The following is a 17,437-nucleotide window of genomic DNA, read 5'->3' as shown; positions in this document are numbered from 1 at the left end:
AGAGTGACTCCCGCGCACGGACAGGCATGCGAGTGCTCTAGGGTTCTGCGAGGTACTCCGCCATACGGCGGGCCGGGTGGAGGGTCGGAACGAATGCGTGACAGCCAGCGGATGGCGGTGATCGGCGGGGTCGCCGCCGTCGTCGTGGGTGCCACCGGCTTCGGTGTGTACGCCCTCGTCGGAGAGGACGAGAGCGGGGCGGGCGACGGGCACAAGGTGGCCTCGGCCGACGGAAAGAACCCTGCGGAGCAGGGCCCGCTCTCGGCCGAGGAAGTCCGCACCGCCGCCGGGGAGTTCCTCGACGCCTGGTCCGCGGGCGACGGGCCGAAGGCCGCCGCGCTGACGGACGACGAGCAGGCAGCCACCAAGGCACTCGCCGCGTTCGGCAAGGAGGCCCGGGTCTCCCAGCTCAAGTTCACTCCGGGCAAGGCCTCGAAGACGGACGTGCCGTTCGGCGTCAAGGCCCGCATCACGCACGGTGGCCAGCGCGCCGCCTGGTCCTACGACTCCCGGCTGGAGGTCGTACGGGACAAGAAGTCGGGCGAGGCCGTGGTCCGCTGGGAGCCCGCCGTGCTGCACCCCAAGCTGAAGAAGGGGCAGTCCGTCGAGACCGGCGAGGCGGGCACCCCGCCGATCAAGGCCGTCGACCGCAACGGCACCGAGCTGACCAAGGACGAGCACCCCAGCCTGGCCGGCACCCTCGCCGACCTGCGCAAGCGGTACGGCGCCAAGACGGACGGAACACCGGGCATCGAGACCCGGATCGTCGACAGCAAGGGCAAGGACACCGGCACCACGCTGCGCACGCTCTCCAAGGGCGAGCCCGGCACCCTGAAGACCACGCTGGACCTGCCGACGCAGCAGGCCGCCGAGGCGGCCATCGCGGACAAGCCGAAGGCGGCGGTGGTGGCGGTCAAGCCCAGCACCGGGGAAATCCTCGCGCTCGCCAACTCGCCTGCCGAGGGCTTCAACACCGCGCTCCAGGGCTCGTACGCGCCGGGCTCCACCATGAAGGTCGTCACGGCGGCGATGCTGCTGGACAAGGGGCTGGCCGTACCCGCAAAGCAGCACCCCTGCCCGAAGTACTTCACCTACGGGCACTGGAAGTTCCAGAACGACGACAAGTTCGAGATCAAGGGCGGTACCTTCAGCCAGAGCTTCGCCCGCTCCTGCAACACCGCCTTCATCAGCCAGGCGCCCGAACTCGAGGACGACTCGCTGACCAAGGAGGCGCGCGACGTCTTCGGTATCGGCCTCAACTGGCAGACGGGCACGGCCACCTTCGACGGCAAGGTGCCGGTGCAGTCCGACGCGCAGATGGGCGCCTCACTGATCGGGCAGGGCGGCGTACGGATGAATCCGCTGACGATGGCGTCCGTCTCGGCGACGGTGAAGTCCGGCGTCTTCAAGCAGCCCTACCTGGTGTCCCCCTCGCTCGACGACCGCACCTTCGCCAAGGCACCGCGCACCATGAAGCCGCAGGTCGCCGACGACCTGCGCCAGCTGATGCGGACGACGGCGACCGGTGGCACTGCGGCCGAGGCGATGGCCGGGGCCAGTGGCGACTTCGGGGCCAAGACCGGCTCGGCGGAGGTCGACGGGCAGAAGAAGCCGAACGCGTGGTTCACGGCCTACCGCGACGACGTGGCGGCGGCGGCCGTCGTCCCCGCGTCGGGCCACGGCGGCGAGTACGCGGGCCCAGTGGTCCGCAAGGTCCTCGACGCGGGCTGATCCGTCCGGGCCGGACATCCTTCCGCAGCAGCCCGTCGCGGCGGCGGCGCGTGACCACGGCGGACAGAGTCCGGTGGCATCGGAGACCACCGGCACCAAGCGTCCGGTCTGATCCGTTCCGCCGGACCGGAGTGCGGACCATCCCCGAAGCGGCCCGTAAGGCAGCCGGGGCCGCCGCCGCCATCCGGTCCGAGGTCACCCGACCGACTCTGAGGGGAATCCCGTCCGGGCCGACAGCTACCCTGAGGGGCTGTGACGTCCCCGAATCAGGAGTGAGATGGCTGTCAACCTCGTCAATCTGGAAGCTGTCGACAAGGTGTACGGCACCCGTGCGCTCCTCGACGGTCTCTCCCTCGGCGTCAGCGAGGGGGACCGGATCGGTGTCGTCGGCCGTAACGGGGACGGCAAGACCACCCTGATCCGCATCCTCGCCAAGCACGAACCCGCTGACGACGGCCGGGTGACCCACGTGGGCGGGCTGCGGCTGGGCCTGCTCACCCAGCACGACTCGCTGGACCCGGCCGCGACCGTGCGCCACGAGGTCCTCGGCGATCTCGCCGACCACGAGTGGGCTGGGAACGCGAAGGTCCGCGATGTGCTGACCGGCCTGTTCGGCGGCCTGGACCTGCCCGGGTTCGCGGACGGCATGGACACGGTGATCGGCCCGCTCTCCGGCGGCGAGCGCCGCCGTATCGCCCTCGCACAGCTGCTGATCTCCGAGCAGGACCTGATCGTCCTCGACGAGCCGACGAACCACCTCGACGTCGAGGGCATCGCCTGGCTGGCCGGGCATCTGCGCAACCGCCGCTCCGCGCTCGTCTGCGTGACGCACGACCGCTGGTTCCTGGACCAGGTCTGCACCCGGATGTGGGACGTGCAGGGCGGCACCGTGCACGAGTACGAGGGCGGCTACAGCGACTACGTCTTCGCACGGGCCGAGCGCGAGCGGATCGCGGCGACCGAGGAGAGCAAGCGGCAGAACCTGATGCGCAAGGAGCTGGCCTGGCTGCGCCGCGGCGCTCCGGCCCGCACCAGCAAGCCCCGCTTCCGTGTCGAGGCGGCGAACGAGCTGATCGCGGACGTGCCGCCGCCCCGGGACAGCGCCGAGCTGATGCGGTTCGCGAACTCCCGGCTCGGCAAGACCGTCTTCGAGCTGGAGGACGTGACCGTCCAGGCGGGCTCCAAGGTGCTGCTGCGGCATCTGACCTGGCAGCTGGGCCCCGGCGACCGTGTCGGCCTGGTGGGCGTCAACGGCGCGGGGAAGACCTCGCTGCTGCGTGCGCTGGACGAGGCCGCGCGCAGCGAGGGTGAGACGCAGCCCGCCGCCGGGCGTATCAAGGTCGGCCGGACGGTGAAGCTGGCGTATCTCTCCCAGGAGGTCGTCGAGCTCAACCCGAAGTGGCGGGTGCTGGAGGCGGTCGAGCAGGTGCGCTCGCGGGTGGATCTGGGCAAGGGCAAGGAGATGACCGCCTCCCAGCTGTGCGAGCGCTTCGGCTTCGTGAAGGAGAAGCAGTGGACGCCGGTCGGTGATCTCTCCGGCGGTGAGCGGCGGCGGCTGCAGATCCTGCGGCTGCTGATGGACGAGCCCAATGTGCTCTTCATGGACGAGCCGACGAACGACCTGGACATCGAGACGCTGACCCAGCTGGAGGACGTGCTGGACAGCTGGCCCGGTTCGCTGGTGGTCATCTCGCATGACCGCTTCTTCCTGGAGCGGACGACGGACCGGGCGTTCGCGCTGCTCGGCGACGGCGCCCTGCGGATGCTGCCGCGCGGGGTGGACGAGTATCTGGAGCGCCGGGCGCGGATGCGTGCCGCTTCGGTGCCCGCAGCGCCGGTGGCGGCCCCCGGGCCCTCGTCCGGCAGGGGAGCGGCGGCCGTACCGGCGGCCGGGGCCGCGTCGGAGCCTGCGGCCGGGGTCGGGGCCGGGCCTGGAGCGGGGTCGGCGCCGGGTGCCGGCGCGGCCGCCGGGCTGTCCCGTGCCGAGCAGAAGGAACTCCAGCGCATCGAGCGGCAACTGGCCCGAATCGGGGAGAAGGAGGCGAAACTGCACGAGGAGATCGCGCAGAACGCCACCGACTTCGCACGGGTCGCCGAGCTGGACGGCAAGCGGCGGGAGTTGGTCGCCGAGCGTGACGATCTGGAGACTCGCTGGCTGGAGTTGGCCGAAGGAGCTTGACCGCGGCTGCATTCTCATAACGACGGCGGGCCCGGGTCGGGAACCGGCCACCGGCTGATTGGTGTCCGGTGATAGAAAGAACGTCCGCCAGCCAGTCTACAACTGGCGGGCCATATGCCCGATTCGGCCGCCCCTGCGGGGGTTTGCGGCGCCGGGCGTCGGTCTGCCTGTAACGAGGGAATGTCATGTCGCAGCCGCCTCCGCCGCCCAGTCAGCCGCCGACGGGCGGTCCTGGGGCGCCGCAGGACCCGCCCCCGGGTCCGCCGGGCGGGAACCCTGGCGGGTACGGATACCCGCAGGGGCCCGGCCAGCCCGGCCAGCCCGGTCAGCCCGCCGGGTACGGATACCCGCAGCAGCCGCCCCAGCCCCCTGGTGGCGGTTTCGGTGCCCCGACCCCGCCGCCGCCCGGCGGCTTCGGCGCGCCGACTCCGCCCCCGCCGCCGTACGGGCAGTCGGGGCAGCCCACTCAGCCGGGGCAGTACGGAGCGCCGGGTCAGCCCGGCCAGTACGGGCAGGGCCAGCCGGTGTACGGCCAGGACCCGAGCATGTATCCGACCGCGCCTCCCGGCATGATGCCGGGGCCGGGCAGCCCCGGCGGCGGCCAGGGCGGTGGCGGCAACAACAAGATGATCATGATCATCGCGGCCGTGGTGGCCGTCGTACTGATCGCGGTCGGCGGTGTCTTCTTCATGACGAAGGATGACGGCGGCGACGACAAGAAGGACGAGTCCAAGGGCGACGACAAGGGAAGTTCCCAGGGCACCGAGGGCGGTGACAGCGGCGGCAGCGGTGACAAGGGCGACGGCGGCAGCAGCAAGCCCAGCAGCACGAAGGGCGGCATGCTCTTCAGCCTGGACGCCCCGAAGGTGAACGACCTCACCTCGGTCGCCGGGCTGTGGGGCACCGAGGACATCTTCGCCAAGAGCACCGTCAACGCCATCCTCGGTATCGACCCCAAGTCCGGCACGGAGAAGTGGAAGATCCCGCTGGACGGTGCGGTCTGCGCGGCGTCCCGGCACCAGACGGACGACAACAAGACGGCGGTCGTCACCCAGGAGACCAAGTCCAGCAAGGCCGACTGCAACCAGATGGTCGTGATCGATCTGGACAAGGGCAAGAAGGTCTGGCAGGAGACGATGCCGGGCGCGGACACCCGCGGCGTGGAGAACGTGACGATCAGCCAGGGCACCGTCGCCTCGGCCTGGATCGGCGGCTCCGTCGGCTTCAAGATCACCGGTGGCAAGCCGTTGTGGTCGGCGAAGCCGGGCGACTGCCGGGACGAGGGCTACGCGGGCGGCAAGAAGCTGGTCGCGGTGGTGGAGTGCGGCAGCTACGGGGACTCCGAGTTCAAGGTGCAGACCCTGGACCCGAAGACCGGTAAGAAGCAGCAGGAGTTCGAGGTCCCCAAGGGCGTCGAGACGCTGTCCGTCGCCTCCACCGATCCGATGGTGCTCGTGGTGGGAGCCGGGGAGGTCTCGGCCACGGACATCATGACCGTCTCGCCCGAGGGCAAGCTGATGGCCAAGATCCCGCTCGGTGACCGGTACGAGGTCGACTGCGACATCGAGACCGAGGCGTGCAAGGACATCGCCGTCGGCAAGGACGCGCTGTACCTGCCGACAGCGGCGCACGAGGACGGCTCCGGCACCGGCCGGACGAACGAGATCATGGCCTTCGACCTGAAGACCGGCAAGACCAAGTGGAAGTCGTCCGCGGGCGAGGGGCGCAGCATCACGCCGCTCACCGTCGAGGGTGACAACATCATCGGCTACAAGCTGCCCACCTACGACGAGGGTGGTGAGATCGTCGGAGTGGAGCCCGCGAAGGGCAAGCAGACCCTGTGGTTCACCCTGGGGAGCAGCAAGGTGGAGGACGGCTTCGTCGCGTTCTCGCTGCTGGACCGCGCACTCTTCGCGCACGGCAGGCTGTATCTCCAGACGGACCTGATCTCGGAGCGTGATTCCAGCGGCAGCGGCCGTAAGTACCTGGCCGCGGGCTTCGGCGTCGAGTAGTCAGACCGGATGAGAGCCGCTCAGCGCGGCGGAATTCCGGCCGAGGGGCGGGCGCGACATCGCGCCCGCCCCTCGTTTTGCCGTTTCGCCCCTTTCGCGGGGGCGCGGATCCCGGGGGGAGCGTGTAGCTTCCGGGTGCATGCGGCCGGGCCCCGGGGCAGTCCCCGCGGGCGGGACGGCCGTTTCCGCGGCGGGAATTGGGGGCGGGCTCGATGAGCGTGCGGCTCATGGTGGTCGACGATCACCGGCTGCTCGCCGAGGCGCTGGCCTCGGCGTTGAAACTGCGCGGGCACCGGGTGCTGGCTGCAGCCGCACCCAGCGCCGGCGCGGCGGAGTTGGTGGTCAGCAGGTCACCGGAGGTGTGCCTGCTGGGCACCGCGACGCCCGCCGAACCGGGCATCTTCGATCCGGTGGTGCGCATCAAACGCGAGAAGCCGCAGATAGCGGTGCTGGTGCTGGGCCCGGTGCCCAGCCCGCGCGGCATAGCGGCGGCGTTCGCGGCCGGGGCCTCCGGCTATGTGCGGCACGACGAGCGGATCGAGGGCGTGGAGCGCGCCATGATGAAGGCGCGGGCGGGCGATGTGGCGGTCGGGCCGCAGCTGTTACGGGACGCCTTCGAGCAGCTGCTCAACCCTGCGGCGGAGCCGGACGACGAGGGTGCCCGGCTGCTGCAACTGCTCACCCCGCGCGAGGTGGAGGTGCTGGTGCGGGTGGCGGAGGGCGAGGACACCCGGCTGATCGCGATCGGCATGCGGATCGCGCCGAGCACGGCACGTACGCATGTGCAGCGGGTGCTGATGAAGCTGGGCGTCGGCTCCCGGCTGGAGGCGGCGGCGCTGGCCGCGCGTACGGGGCTGCTGGAGCGGGCGGGGGTGCTGCTCCGCAGGGAGTGAGCCGGGCGCGCGGTCCGGAGCGCCGCTGACGCGCTACTTCCTGGTCTCCCCCTGCCCCGGCGCCTCCCCCTGCCCCGGCTCCTCCCGGGGCGGTGGCGGGACGGGCGGGCTGAGCTTGAGCCAGACGAGGAAGAAGATTCCGAGGGCGAGCATCGCGAGTCCCGTCCAGAGATTGATGTTGATGTCCTGGGCCTTCTCCAGGTCCGCGTCGGAGGGGTTGACGCCCGCAAGGGCGATGATCACGCCTTGACATCCTCGCCCACCTAAAGGAGGGCGATTCCCGCCTGTCGCGCCGTTGTCGGGCGCGCCTTCGGGTGGGTTCCTGCTTCATCGCGCTGCGCCGGGACTCGTCCCGGTTGGCGCTCCCTTTGTCCTTGCGGGGCAGGGAGCGCTGAGCCTTCTTGAGCTGCTTCTCAGCCCGACGCAGGAAGCGCGGACTGTCGATCTTCCGGCCGTCCGACAGAACGGCGAAGTGCCCGAGACCCAGGTCTATTCCGACCTCGGGCGTGGTGGGCGGCAGGGCTTCTTCCGGGCCGGTCTCCACGACGAACGACGCGAAGTACCTTCCCGCGCTGTCCTTGATCACGGTCACGGTGGTGGGGGTGGATGGCAGGGTGCGGGACCACTTCTTCACGAGCGCGAAGCGCGTCGTTGAAGATCACCCGAGCACACCCGAACGCCCTGGCCAGCACCGGGCGCTGAGAACCGTTCGGGTAAAGGCGGAACCCGTACCTGAGCTGCACAGCAACCATCCTACATATTTGGTTCATGTCACCACGCTGGAGCCCAAACCCTGATGTACGCACCAGCCGTCACGTCGTCTACAACCTGCACGTTCACTTGGTTTTCGTCACGAAGTACCGGCGTAAGGCCATGACCGCCGCCATGTTGACACGGTGCGAGGAGATCATGCGGGACGTGTGCGCGGACTTCGGGGCTGAGCTGAAGCAGTTCAACGGCGAGGACGGCCACGTCCACCTGCTCGTGCACTACCCGCCGAAGGTGCAGCTCTCCAAGCTGGTCAACTCCCTCAAGGGCGTCTCCGCCCGGATGCTGCGCAAGGAATACGACGCGCACGTACGCCGGTACCTGTGGGGCGGACACTTCTGGTCCGGCTCCTACTTCGCAGGCTCATGCGGCGGCGCACCTCTGACCGTCGTGAAGCAGTACATCGAGAACCAGAAGCGCCCCGTGGGCTGAGGTCAACAGTGTTGACCCGTGCTCCGGTGCGGGTCAGAGCATTTCTGAGATGGCGCGGCCATGCCGAGGATCTCCGTCGCGCCCAGGTTGGCCGCGACGAAGGCCAGACCCGTGACCCACGCGGGGAGCGACCGGCCGGAGAGGAAGAAGTCGAGGCTGGTCTTCACGCTCCGTCTGGCGGCGAAGCCGATACCGGGGACGACGACGAAGTAGATGGCCAGGATCGTGTAGTCGAGTCCGTTGGTGGAGAGCCGGAGCCCTTCGGCGAGGTACTGCATGGATTGACTCGCTTCGTGTACGGAACGGACCGGACCGGAAGGCTGGGGAACCGGAAGGCTGGGGAAGAGGGCGGGCGCGGTGGGGTGATTGTCCTTGATGGGTGTTTTGTAGCCTAGGCAACGCGCGAGCTTGACCGGTGTGTTGAGTTGTGATTCATTATGTTTACTTCTGTTTGAGCGGTGCATGAGGAGCCTTGTGAAGAAGACCTCGAACCGGCTTGCCGACGGCCGCGAGATCGTCTACTACGACACTCGCGACGACGCCGTCCGTGAGGCGGTCGATCAGCGCCCGCTCGACCCCGCGGCCCCGGGTGCCACCGTCTCGGAGATCCGCTTCGACCCCTTGCTCGCCGAGTGGTCCGCCGTCACCGCCCACCGGCAGAGCCGTACGTACCACCCGCCCGCCGACGAGTGCCCCCTTTGCCCCTCCCGGAGCGGCAGGTTCACCGAGATTCCCGAACGGGACTACGAGGTCGCCGTCTTCGAGAACCGCTTCCCGTCCTTCGCGGGTGAGCCGGGCGCCACCCGCGCCGACGGGCCGCAGGGCCTGTTCGCCCACCGGCCCGGGGCCGGCCGCTGCGAGGTCGTCTGCTTCACCGCCGACCACCAGGCGTCCTTCGCCGACCTGACGGAGCGGCAGGCCCGGCTGGTGCTCGACGCCTGGACCGACCGCACGGCCCAACTGTCCCAGCTCCCCGGCGTGGCACAGGTGTTCTGTTTTGAGAACAGGGGCGAGGAGATCGGCGTCACCCTCGGCCACCCGCACGGGCAGATCTACGCCTACCCCTTCACCACCCCGCGCACCGCCCGCATGATGCGCTCCGCCGCCGAGCACCGCGAGCGCACCGGCGGCCGCAACCTCTTCGACGACGTGGTCGACGCCGAACTCGCCGACGGCTCACGCGTCGTCCTGGCAGGCAGCCACTGGATCGCGTTCGTACCGCACGCCGCGCGCTGGCCGTATGAGGTGCACCTCTACCCACGGCGCCGGGTGCCCGACCTGACGGCGCTCGACGAGGCCGAGCGCGCCGAGTTCCCCGGCGTCTATCTGGCGCTGCTGCGCGGCTTCGACCGGATCTTCGGGCCCGGCGAGCCGCCCACGCCGTACATCGCGGGCTGGCACCAGGCGCCCGTCGCCGCCGCCGGTGCGCGGGGGGAACGCGAGGAGTTCGCGCTTCACCTTGAGCTCTTCACCGTTCGCCGAGCTCCCGGCAAGCTGAAGTTCCTCGCGGGTTCCGAATCCGGCATGAACGTGTTCATCAACGATGTGCCGCCGGAGGCCGCGGCGCAGCGACTGCGAGAGGCAGCGAGCGAGTGACCGCACACACCCGGGGCCGTCCCCCGTCAGCACCTTCCCGTGCCTACCTGGTGACGGGCGGCGCGGGATACGTCGGCAGCGTCGTCGCCGCCCATCTGCTGGAGGCGGGGCACCGGGTCACCGTGCTGGACGACCTCTCCACCGGCTTCCGTGCGGGCGTGCCCGCCGGGGCGGAGTTCATCGAGGGCCGGGTCCAGGACGCCGCCCGCTGGCTGGACCCCGCCCGCCCCGCCTATGACGCGGTGCTCCACTTCGCGGCCTCCTCCCAGGTCGGCGAATCGGTGACGGACCCCGACAAGTACTGGCGCAACAACGTCGGCGGCACGATCGAGCTGCTCGGAGCGATGCGGGAGGCGGGCGTACGCCGCCTCGTCTTCTCCTCCACCGCCGCCACCTACGGCGAGCCCGCCCGCAGCCCGATCACCGAGGACGACGTCGCCGCGCCGACCAACCCCTACGGCGCCACCAAGCTCGCCGTCGACCAGATGATCAGCGGTGAGTGCCGGGCGCACGGACTGGCCGCCGTCTCGCTGCGCTACTTCAACGTCGCCGGCGCCCACTTCGCGGCAGACGGCGCCGCGTACGGCGAGCGGCACGATCCCGAGACGCACCTCGTCCCGCTCGTGCTCCAGGTCGCCCAGGGCCGCCGGGAGGCCATCTCCGTCTACGGCGACGACTACCCGACCCCAGACGGCACCTGTGTGCGCGACTACATCCACGTCGCCGACCTCGCCGAGGCGCATCTGCTGGCGCTGGACGGCGCGTCCCCCGGCGAACACCTCATCTGCAACCTCGGCAACGGCAACGGCTTCTCCGTCCGCGAAGTCATCGAGACGGTGCGGAAGGTCACCGGGCACCCGGTACCGGAAGTCACAGCTCCGCGCCGCGACGGCGATCCGCCCGTGCTGGTCGCCGCGGCGGACCGGGCCCGGCGGTGGCTGGGCTGGAGCCCGTCGCGCGCGGAACTGTCGGTGATCGTCGCCGACGCCTGGGCCTTCGCCCAGCAGGCAGCTCAGGCAGCTCAGGCAGCTCAGGAAGGTCAGACGGGTCAGCAGGCCGGGCAGCCGGAAGCAGCGTCCCAGGAGCCGTCCGCATGAGCGCCCCGGCTTTCGAAGAGGTGTACGGGGCCGCGCCGGACGGCGTCTGGGCCGCCCCCGGCCGGGTCAACCTCATCGGCGAACACACCGACTACAACGACGGTTTCGTGATGCCGCTGGCCCTGCCGCACACCACCCGCGTCCACGCCGCCCGCCGGGACGACGGCGTGCTGCGCCTGCACTCGGCGGACTCACCCGGCCAGGTGGTGGAGCTGCGCCTCGACGCGCTGGCGCCGACCGGCGCCGTCGGCTGGGCCGCGTATCCGGCTGGTGCGGCCTGGGCGCTGCGCGAGGCAGGGCTGCCCGTCGGAGGCGCCGACCTGCACTTCGAGAGCACGGTACCGACCGGGGCCGGGCTCTCCTCCTCGGCGGCCCTGGAGGTCTCCACCGGCCTCGCGCTGACCGAACTGCACGGGCCGGCCGCGCAGGCGGTCACCGCGCCGGAGCTGGCGCGGCTGTGCCAGCGGGCGGAGAACGAGTTCGTCGGCGTCCCCTGCGGAATCATGGACCAGATGGCGTCGGCGTGCTGCGTCGAGGGCCACGCGCTGTTCCTGGACACCCGCGACCTGAGCCGTCGCCAGATCCCCTTCGACCTGGCGGCCCTCGGGCTGAAGCTGCTCGTCGTGGACACCCGGGTGAAGCACGAGCTGGGCGACGGCGAGTACGCGAAGCGGCGTGCCGGCTGCGAGGAGGGCGCCCGGCGGCTCGACGTGCGCGCCCTGCGCGACGTGCCGTACGAGGAGCTGGACGCCGCGCTGGCCCGGGTCGGCGACAGAGCGGGGCCGGGCGGTGCGCAGGGGCCGGAACTGCGGGCGCTCGTGCGGCACATCGTCACCGAGAACCACCGGGTCATGGACACGGTGCGGCTGCTGGAGGAGGGCGACACCCGTGCCGTCGGCCCCCTGCTCACCGCCGGTCACGCCTCGCTGCGCGACGACTTCGCCATCTCCTGCGCGGAACTGGACCTGGTGGTGGACACCGCCAACGCGGCGGGCGCACTGGGGGCGCGAATGACGGGCGGCGGCTTCGGCGGCTCGGCGATCGTCCTGCTGGACGACGCGCTGACCACCGAGGTCACCGACGCGATCCGCACGGCCTTCACCACTGCGGGCTACCGTGCCCCCCGCACTTTCGAGGCCATCCCCTCCCCGGGTGCCCACCGCCTCCGCTGACACGCGCCCGCCCTGCGCTGCGCCGGGCGGGCGCCAGTTTCGTCATTAGCCTTCCGTTGTCGTACCTCGGCCTTACGCTGAGTTGAATGCAGAACACCGGTGGGGGCCGGTGGATCAGGGGGGCGAGACAGCCGGGCGCTATGTCCGGACGGGGGTGACATGCAGCGGATCCGGGTACTGGTGGTCGACGATCACCGCATATTCGCCGAGTCGCTGGCAGCCGCGCTGGCGGCTGAGCAGGACATCGAGGTGGTGGCGGCCGGAAGCGGACCAGCCGCGCTGCGATGCCTGGACCGCGGGGTGAACGAGCGGCGCTTCTTCGACGTACTGCTGGTCGACGCCGACCTGGGCGAGCTTGTTGCGGGCCCGGCCGCGAGCACGGCCAAACCCCCCGTCAACGGCGTCGCGCAGCCGTCCGCTCCTGGCGGCGCCACCCACCCCGGTCCGCCACAGGGACACGGGCCGGTGAGCAGCGCGCCCGTCCGGCCGGGTCCCTCCGGTGCTCCGTCCGGCGGCTCTTCCGGCGGCTCTTCCGGCGGTCTGGGGTTGGTCGCCCGTACCCGCGCCGACTACCCCGGCACCCGCACGGTGGTGCTCGCCGAGCGCGACGACGCCCGGTACGCCGCCGCCGCGCTCCAGGCGGGCGCCTGCGGCTGGGTGGCCAAGGACAGTTCGCTCTCCCGGCTGCTGCACGTCGTCCGGGGCGTGCTCAAGGGGGAGACGCATCTGCCGCCCGCCCTGCTGACCGACGTCTTACGGGAGCTGACGGCCACCCGGAAGCACCGTACGGAGAGCGAGCGGCTTGTCGAGGCGCTGACCCCGCGCGAGCACGAGGTGTTGCGCTGCATGGTCGCCGGTCTGGGGCGCAAGGCCGTCGCCGAGCGGCTCTATCTCTCCCCGCACACGGTGCGTACGCACATGCAGAACGTCCTGGGCAAGCTGGACGTGCACTCGACGCTCGCGGCGGTGGCACTGGCGCGCCGGGCGGGCGTGGGCCCGGCCGACGTGGAGACGACCCCCGCGGGCTGAGCGCCTGTCCGGGCAGGGCCTACGGTCTCTCGTTCGGATAGAGACCCTAGCCGGGCGTGTTGTCGAAGGGGGCGGTCAGCTGCCGCAGCAGGCCCGCCAGTTCGCCCCGTTGCAGCGGCGAAAGCTCGATGAGGATCGCGCGCTCCTGTTCGAGCAGTCCGGCCAGTGTGCTGTCCGCGCGGTGCCGCCCCTCGTCGGTGAGCCGTACGAGCACGCCCCGCCGGTCGCTGGGGTCGGGCAGCCGCTCCACGAGGCTCCTCTTCGCCAGCCGGTCGATCCGGTTGGTCATGGTGCCGGAGGTGACCAGGGTCTGGGTGAGCAGTTGCCCGGGGGAGAGCTGGTACGGCCTGCCCGCGCGGCGCAGCGCGGTGAGGACATCGAACTCCCATGGCTCCAGGCCGTGTTCGGCGAAGGCGATCCGCCGGGCCCGGTCCAGATGACGTGCGAGCCTGCTGATGCGGCTCAGCACCTCCAACGGCTCCACGTCGAGGTCCGGACGCTCGCGGCGCCATGCTGAAACCAGTCGGTCGACCTCGTCCTCCATGGGACCAGTGTAGTAGTTGTGTCGACATGAAGTCTCTTGACATCAAGATAGGAGCCGGGCAGCCTGACGCCATGACCTCCGGCATCTCTCCCGGCACGGGCTCCGGCTCCGGCATCAGCCCCGGCACGGGCTCCGCCCCCGTATGGGACCCCCAGCAGTACGGCCACTACGCCGAGGACCGGGGCCGCCCCCGCCGCGAGCTGCTCGCCCGGGTTCCCGCACTGCCCGCCTCCGCCTCCGGCGGCCCCGGGCCCCGTATCGCCGACCTCGGCTGCGGCTCCGGCGGCCCCAGCGCCGAGCTGGCCGCGCGCTGGCCCGCGGCGCACGTCACCGGCTACGACAACTCCGCGACGATGCTCGCCGAGGCCCGTGCGTACGAGGGGCCGACGGCGGGCGGCGGCACGCTGGACTTCGCCCACGCGGACCTGGCCACCTGGCGGCCCCCGCCCGCCGAGACCTTCGACCTGATCTTCTCGAACGCGGCCTTCCAATGGCTGCCGGGCCATACGGCCGCCTTCCCCGGCTACATGGCCGCGCTGGCGCCGGGCGGTGTCTTCGCCTTCCAGGTCCCGGGCAACTTCGCCGCCCCCAGCCACACCCTGCTCCACGCCCTCCGCGACTCCCCGCGCTGGTCTGCCCGCCTCGGCCGCGAACCGGAGCGCGTGCCCGTACCCGAACCGGCCGGGTACTTCGCCGCGCTGGCCCCGCTGGGCCGCACGGTCGACACGTGGGAGACGACGTACACCCACGTCCTGACGGGGGAGGACCCGGTGCTGGAGTGGGTGAAGGGCACGGCGCTCCGCCCGGTGCTCACGCTGCTCGCCGACGACCCGGAGGCCCGTGACGCGTTCCTCGCGGAGTACGCCGCCGCGCTGCGCGAGGCGTACCCGCCGGGTCCGTACGGCACGCTCTTCCCGTTCCGGCGGATCTTCGCAGTGGCGGTCAAGCAGTGACCGGCGGGGCGGGTGGGGCGGGTAGGGCGGGTAGGGACAGTGAGGCCAGTGGGGGCGGTGGGACGGGTGGGTCCGCCTTCGAAATCGAGGCTTTCGACCACGTGCTGCTCGCGGCCCCGCCCGGCTCGGAGGCGGCACTGCGCGCGTTCTACGTCGGAGTCCTCGGCATGACGGAGGACCCCAAGCCTCCGGCCCTGGCCGCACGCGGCGGCTGCTGGTTCAGCGCGGGCTCGGTCGTGCTGCACCTGGGCATCGAGGAAGGGTACCGCCCGCCGCCCAAGGCGCACCCCGGCATCCGCGTCACCGGCCTCGACACCCTCGCGGCTCGCCTCACCGCCGCCGGGACTCCCGTCCGCCGGGACGACGCCCTCCCCGGCCACCACCGCTTCCACACCCACGACCCGGTCGGCAACCGCCTGGAGTTCCTCGAAGCGGCAATGGCATCATGAGCAAGCGGAACATTGCCCCGTTTGGTGGGAGCGGCAGCGGAGAGGACGGTGCGATGAACGGCAGCGATCATGGCGCGGAGCAGGCAGCCCGGCCCAAGCGGGCGGATGCACGGCGGAACAAGGAGACGCTGCTCGACGCGGCCGCCGCGATCTTCGTCGCGACCGGCGTGGAGGCTCCCGTGCGTGACATCGCGGCCAAGGCCGGTGTCGGGACGGCAACGATCTACCGCCACTTCCCGACGCGCGCGGATCTCATCATCGCCGTCTACCGGCACCAGGTCGAAGCCTGCGCCGAGGCAGGCCCGGCCCTGCTGGCGAACAGCCCGACTCCGCATGCCGCACTGGGGCGATGGGTCAGCCTCTTCGTCGACTTCCTGGTCACCAAGCACGGTCTCGCCGCCGTGCTGCAGTCCGACGACGCCGGCTTCGCCGGCCTGCACGCCTACTTCCTCGACCGCCTCGTGCCCGTCTGCACCGAGCTGCTGGAAGCTGCGGCCGACTCCGACGAGATCCGCTCCGACCTGGGGGCCTACGAGCTCATGCGCGCCGTCGGGAACCTCTGCATCGGCGCGGACAGCGATCCCCACTACGACGCACGCCGACTGGTCGAGCTCCTCATCGCGGGACTGCGTCGACCGCACTGACCGCCGACCTCCGCGGCGGAACCTCTCCGCCGCGGCGCCGGGTGACCAGGCCGGACCCCGCGAGACAGGCGGGACTTCCCAAACACGCCCTAGGACCGGCGGTGGCCTATCAGGCGGGGCTTCGCCTCCATGCCGTCCAGGCCGTGCCAGGCGAGGTTCACCAGATGGGCGACGACCTCGGACTTCTCCGGCTTGCGGGCGTTCAGCCACCACTGCCCCGTCAGTGCGACCATGCCCACCAGGGCCTGGGCGTAGAGCGGGGACAGCTTGGGATCGAAGCCGCGGTTCTTGAACTCATGCCCCAGGATGTCCTCGACCTGCGTCGCGATATCGCTGATCAGCGAGGCGAAGGTCCCGGTGGACTGGGCGACGGGGGAATCGCGGACCAGGATGCGGAAGCCGTCCGTGTACTGCTCGATGTAATCCAGCAGCGCGAACGCCGCCTGCTCCAGCAGTTCGCGCGGATGGCCGCCGGTCAGTGCCCCGGTGACCATGTCCAGCAGCTGCCGCATCTCGCGGTCCACGACGACCGCGTACAGGCCCTCCTTGCCGCCGAAGTGCTCGTAGACCACCGGCTTGGAGACACCCGCCTTGGCAGCGATCTCCTCCACCGAGGTCGCCTCGAAACCCCGCTCGGCGAACAGGGTTCTCCCGATGTCCAGCAGCTGTTCCCTGCGCTCCTTGCCCGTCATACGGCGGCGGGCGCGGCGGGAGGCCGGTGGAGCCGGGGGATCGGGGAGCTTGGAGGGCTTGTCCTTCTTACCTGTCGCGTTCGCTTGGTCATCGGTCGGCACGGAGACCATCATGCCGCTTCGGCGCCCGTATCCCTGCGGCGGGCGTCGATACGGTCGCGCTTGGGCCAGCGCACGTCGTACGCCCAGCCGGCCTTCTCGAACCAGCGGATGATCCGCGCGCTGGAGTCCAGCTGCCCGCGCTCCACGCCGTGACGTGCGCACGTCGGGTCGGCGTGGTGCAGGTTGTGCCAGGACTCACCGCAGGACAGCACGGCCAGCCACCACACGTTCCCCGAACGGTCACGGGAGGCGAACGGACGCTTGCCCACCGCGTGACAGATCGAGTTGATCGACCACGTCACATGGTGCAGCAGTGCCACCCGTACGAGTGACCCCCAGAAGAACGCGGTCAGCGCCCCCTGCCAGGACATCGTGGCCAGGCCGCCGACCAGCGGCGGAATCGCGAGCGAGATGATCGTCCACAGGATGAACTGCCGGGAGATGCTGCGCAGCGCCGGGTCCCTGATCAGATCCGGCGCGTACTTGTGCTGCGGGGTCTGCTCCTCGTCGAACATCCATGCCATATGGGCCCACCACAGGCCCTTCAGCAGGGCCGGTACCGTCTCGCCGTACCGCCACGGCGAGTGCGGGTCACCCTCGGCATCCGAGAACTTGTGGTGCTTGCGGTGATCCGCCACCCACCTGACCAGCGGCCCCTCCACCGCAAGCGAGCCCATCACGGCGAGCGCGATGCGCAGCGGGCGCTTCGCCTTGAACGAACCATGGGTGAAGTAGCGGTGGAAGCCGATCGTGATCCCGTGGCAGCCGACGTAGTACATGACCACCAGCAGCCCCAGATCGAGCCAGCTCACCCCCCAGCCCCAGGCCAGGGGAACGGCGGCGGCCAGGGCCAGGAACGGCACGACGATGAAGAGCAGCAGCGAGATCTGCTCCACGGAGCCGCGGTGCTCACCGCCCAGGGTGGCGGAGGGAGGCGCGGTGCCTTCGGAGGTCTTCGAGGTGCGTTTGTCTGGTTCGAGCACTTCCGGGCTGGACGTCATAGTGAGGCCTTATTGGTCCGGGGGCAGGGTGATGTTACGGGACCGTAACTTACGGTGAAGTAAGTATGGCAGTCCCTCACAAAGGGACAAGACGGTGTGTACCCACCAAGCGGCGCCGAGAAGCAGCGACTTTTCCTCCCCAC

The 17,437-nt window shown here is 70.7% G+C and carries 15 protein-coding genes and 3 pseudogenes; 12 read left to right on the top strand and 6 right to left on the bottom strand.

Features of this window, described 5'->3' with window-relative positions; all coding sequences use genetic code 11:
* The first annotated feature begins 93 nt into the window (after positions 1 to 93).
* The 4 genes from LHJ74_RS24610 (at position 94) to LHJ74_RS24595 (ending at position 6,815) form a co-directional block, all read left to right on the top strand.
* Complete coding sequence (locus LHJ74_RS24610; protein WP_260220391.1) at positions 94 to 1,731, top strand: penicillin-binding transpeptidase domain-containing protein; 1,638 nt, start codon at positions 94 to 96, stop codon at positions 1,729 to 1,731.
* Between the two features lie 277 nt (positions 1,732 to 2,008).
* Positions 2,009 to 3,910: an ABC-F family ATP-binding cassette domain-containing protein gene (locus LHJ74_RS24605; protein ID WP_260220390.1), complete on the top strand. Its 1,902-nt coding sequence runs from the start codon at positions 2,009 to 2,011 to the stop codon at positions 3,908 to 3,910.
* A gap of 185 nt (positions 3,911 to 4,095) precedes the next feature.
* The gene (locus tag LHJ74_RS24600) at positions 4,096 to 5,922 is read left to right on the top strand and encodes an outer membrane protein assembly factor BamB family protein (RefSeq protein WP_260220389.1); all 1,827 of its coding nucleotides are present in this window, start codon (positions 4,096 to 4,098) and stop codon (positions 5,920 to 5,922) included.
* A 212-nt stretch (positions 5,923 to 6,134) separates the two neighbouring features.
* The gene (locus tag LHJ74_RS24595) at positions 6,135 to 6,815 is read left to right on the top strand and encodes a response regulator transcription factor (protein WP_260220388.1); all 681 of its coding nucleotides are present in this window, start codon (positions 6,135 to 6,137) and stop codon (positions 6,813 to 6,815) included.
* A gap of 33 nt (positions 6,816 to 6,848) precedes the next feature.
* Here the strand turns inward: LHJ74_RS24595 and LHJ74_RS24590 are convergent.
* A pseudogene (locus LHJ74_RS24590) lies at positions 6,849 to 7,061 on the bottom strand (hypothetical protein); the annotation flags it as partial.
* Positions 7,062 to 7,146: 85 nt separating this feature from the next.
* Positions 7,147 to 7,558, bottom strand: a pseudogene (locus tag LHJ74_RS24585) (RNA-guided endonuclease InsQ/TnpB family protein); the annotation flags it as partial.
* A gap of 25 nt (positions 7,559 to 7,583) precedes the next feature.
* Here LHJ74_RS24585 and tnpA point away from each other — a divergent pair.
* Positions 7,584 to 8,015: an IS200/IS605 family transposase gene (tnpA, locus tag LHJ74_RS24580; protein WP_260220387.1), complete on the top strand. Its 432-nt coding sequence runs from the start codon at positions 7,584 to 7,586 to the stop codon at positions 8,013 to 8,015.
* Between the two features lie 53 nt (positions 8,016 to 8,068).
* Here the strand turns inward: tnpA and LHJ74_RS24575 are convergent.
* A pseudogene (locus tag LHJ74_RS24575) lies at positions 8,069 to 8,293 on the bottom strand (Na+/galactose cotransporter); the annotation flags it as partial.
* Positions 8,294 to 8,489: 196 nt separating this feature from the next.
* Between LHJ74_RS24575 and galT the strand changes: the two are divergent.
* The 4 genes from galT to LHJ74_RS24555 all read left to right on the top strand — a co-directional run bounded on the left by galT (position 8,490) and on the right by LHJ74_RS24555 (position 12,909).
* A complete protein-coding gene (galT, locus tag LHJ74_RS24570; protein WP_260220554.1) occupies positions 8,490 to 9,611 on the top strand; it encodes a galactose-1-phosphate uridylyltransferase in 1,122 nt (373 codons plus the stop codon).
* Entirely contained in the window at positions 9,608 to 10,708 is a 1,101-nt protein-coding gene (galE, locus tag LHJ74_RS24565; RefSeq protein WP_260220386.1) for a UDP-glucose 4-epimerase GalE, read from the top strand. Before galT ends, galE begins: the two co-directional genes overlap by 4 nt.
* Positions 10,705 to 11,880, top strand: a complete 1,176-nt coding sequence (galK, locus tag LHJ74_RS24560) for a galactokinase (protein WP_260220385.1) — start codon at positions 10,705 to 10,707, stop codon at positions 11,878 to 11,880. Before galE ends, galK begins: the two co-directional genes overlap by 4 nt.
* A 159-nt stretch (positions 11,881 to 12,039) precedes the next feature.
* Entirely contained in the window at positions 12,040 to 12,909 is an 870-nt protein-coding gene (locus tag LHJ74_RS24555; RefSeq protein WP_260220384.1) for a response regulator transcription factor, read from the top strand.
* A gap of 46 nt (positions 12,910 to 12,955) precedes the next feature.
* Here LHJ74_RS24555 and LHJ74_RS24550 read toward each other — a convergent pair whose 3' ends face one another.
* Entirely contained in the window at positions 12,956 to 13,453 is a 498-nt protein-coding gene (locus LHJ74_RS24550) for a MarR family winged helix-turn-helix transcriptional regulator (RefSeq protein ID WP_260220383.1), read from the bottom strand.
* A 71-nt stretch (positions 13,454 to 13,524) separates the two neighbouring features.
* Here LHJ74_RS24550 and LHJ74_RS24545 point away from each other — a divergent pair, with 71 nt between their 5' ends.
* From LHJ74_RS24545 to LHJ74_RS24535, 3 genes are all read left to right on the top strand, one after another.
* Positions 13,525 to 14,406, top strand: coding sequence for a methyltransferase domain-containing protein (locus tag LHJ74_RS24545; RefSeq protein ID WP_260220382.1), 882 nt, complete (start codon positions 13,525 to 13,527; stop codon positions 14,404 to 14,406).
* Between the two features lie 101 nt (positions 14,407 to 14,507).
* On the top strand, positions 14,508 to 14,855 hold the full coding sequence (locus LHJ74_RS24540; RefSeq protein ID WP_260220381.1) for a VOC family protein: 348 nt from the start codon (positions 14,508 to 14,510) through the stop codon (positions 14,853 to 14,855).
* A 53-nt stretch (positions 14,856 to 14,908) separates the two neighbouring features.
* Complete coding sequence (locus LHJ74_RS24535; protein ID WP_260220380.1) at positions 14,909 to 15,499, top strand: TetR/AcrR family transcriptional regulator; 591 nt, start codon at positions 14,909 to 14,911, stop codon at positions 15,497 to 15,499.
* A gap of 89 nt (positions 15,500 to 15,588) precedes the next feature.
* Here LHJ74_RS24535 and LHJ74_RS24530 read toward each other — a convergent pair whose 3' ends face one another.
* Together LHJ74_RS24530 and LHJ74_RS24525 are read right to left on the bottom strand one after the other, a co-directional pair.
* Positions 15,589 to 16,302 carry a TetR family transcriptional regulator gene (locus LHJ74_RS24530; RefSeq protein WP_375546836.1) on the bottom strand — a complete coding sequence of 238 codons (714 nt, stop codon included), beginning with the start codon at positions 16,300 to 16,302 and terminating at the stop codon, positions 15,589 to 15,591.
* Positions 16,302 to 17,294, bottom strand: coding sequence for an acyl-CoA desaturase (locus tag LHJ74_RS24525; protein WP_260220379.1), 993 nt, complete (start codon positions 17,292 to 17,294; stop codon positions 16,302 to 16,304). The genes LHJ74_RS24530 and LHJ74_RS24525 overlap by 1 nt, the downstream gene beginning before the upstream one ends.
* Positions 17,295 to 17,437: the final 143 nt, after the last annotated feature.

The organism is Streptomyces gossypii, from assembly GCF_025165795.1.
GTDB classification, from domain to species: domain Bacteria; phylum Actinomycetota; class Actinomycetes; order Streptomycetales; family Streptomycetaceae; genus Streptomyces; species Streptomyces gossypii.
This window is presented reverse-complemented; position numbering and strand designations above follow the sequence as displayed.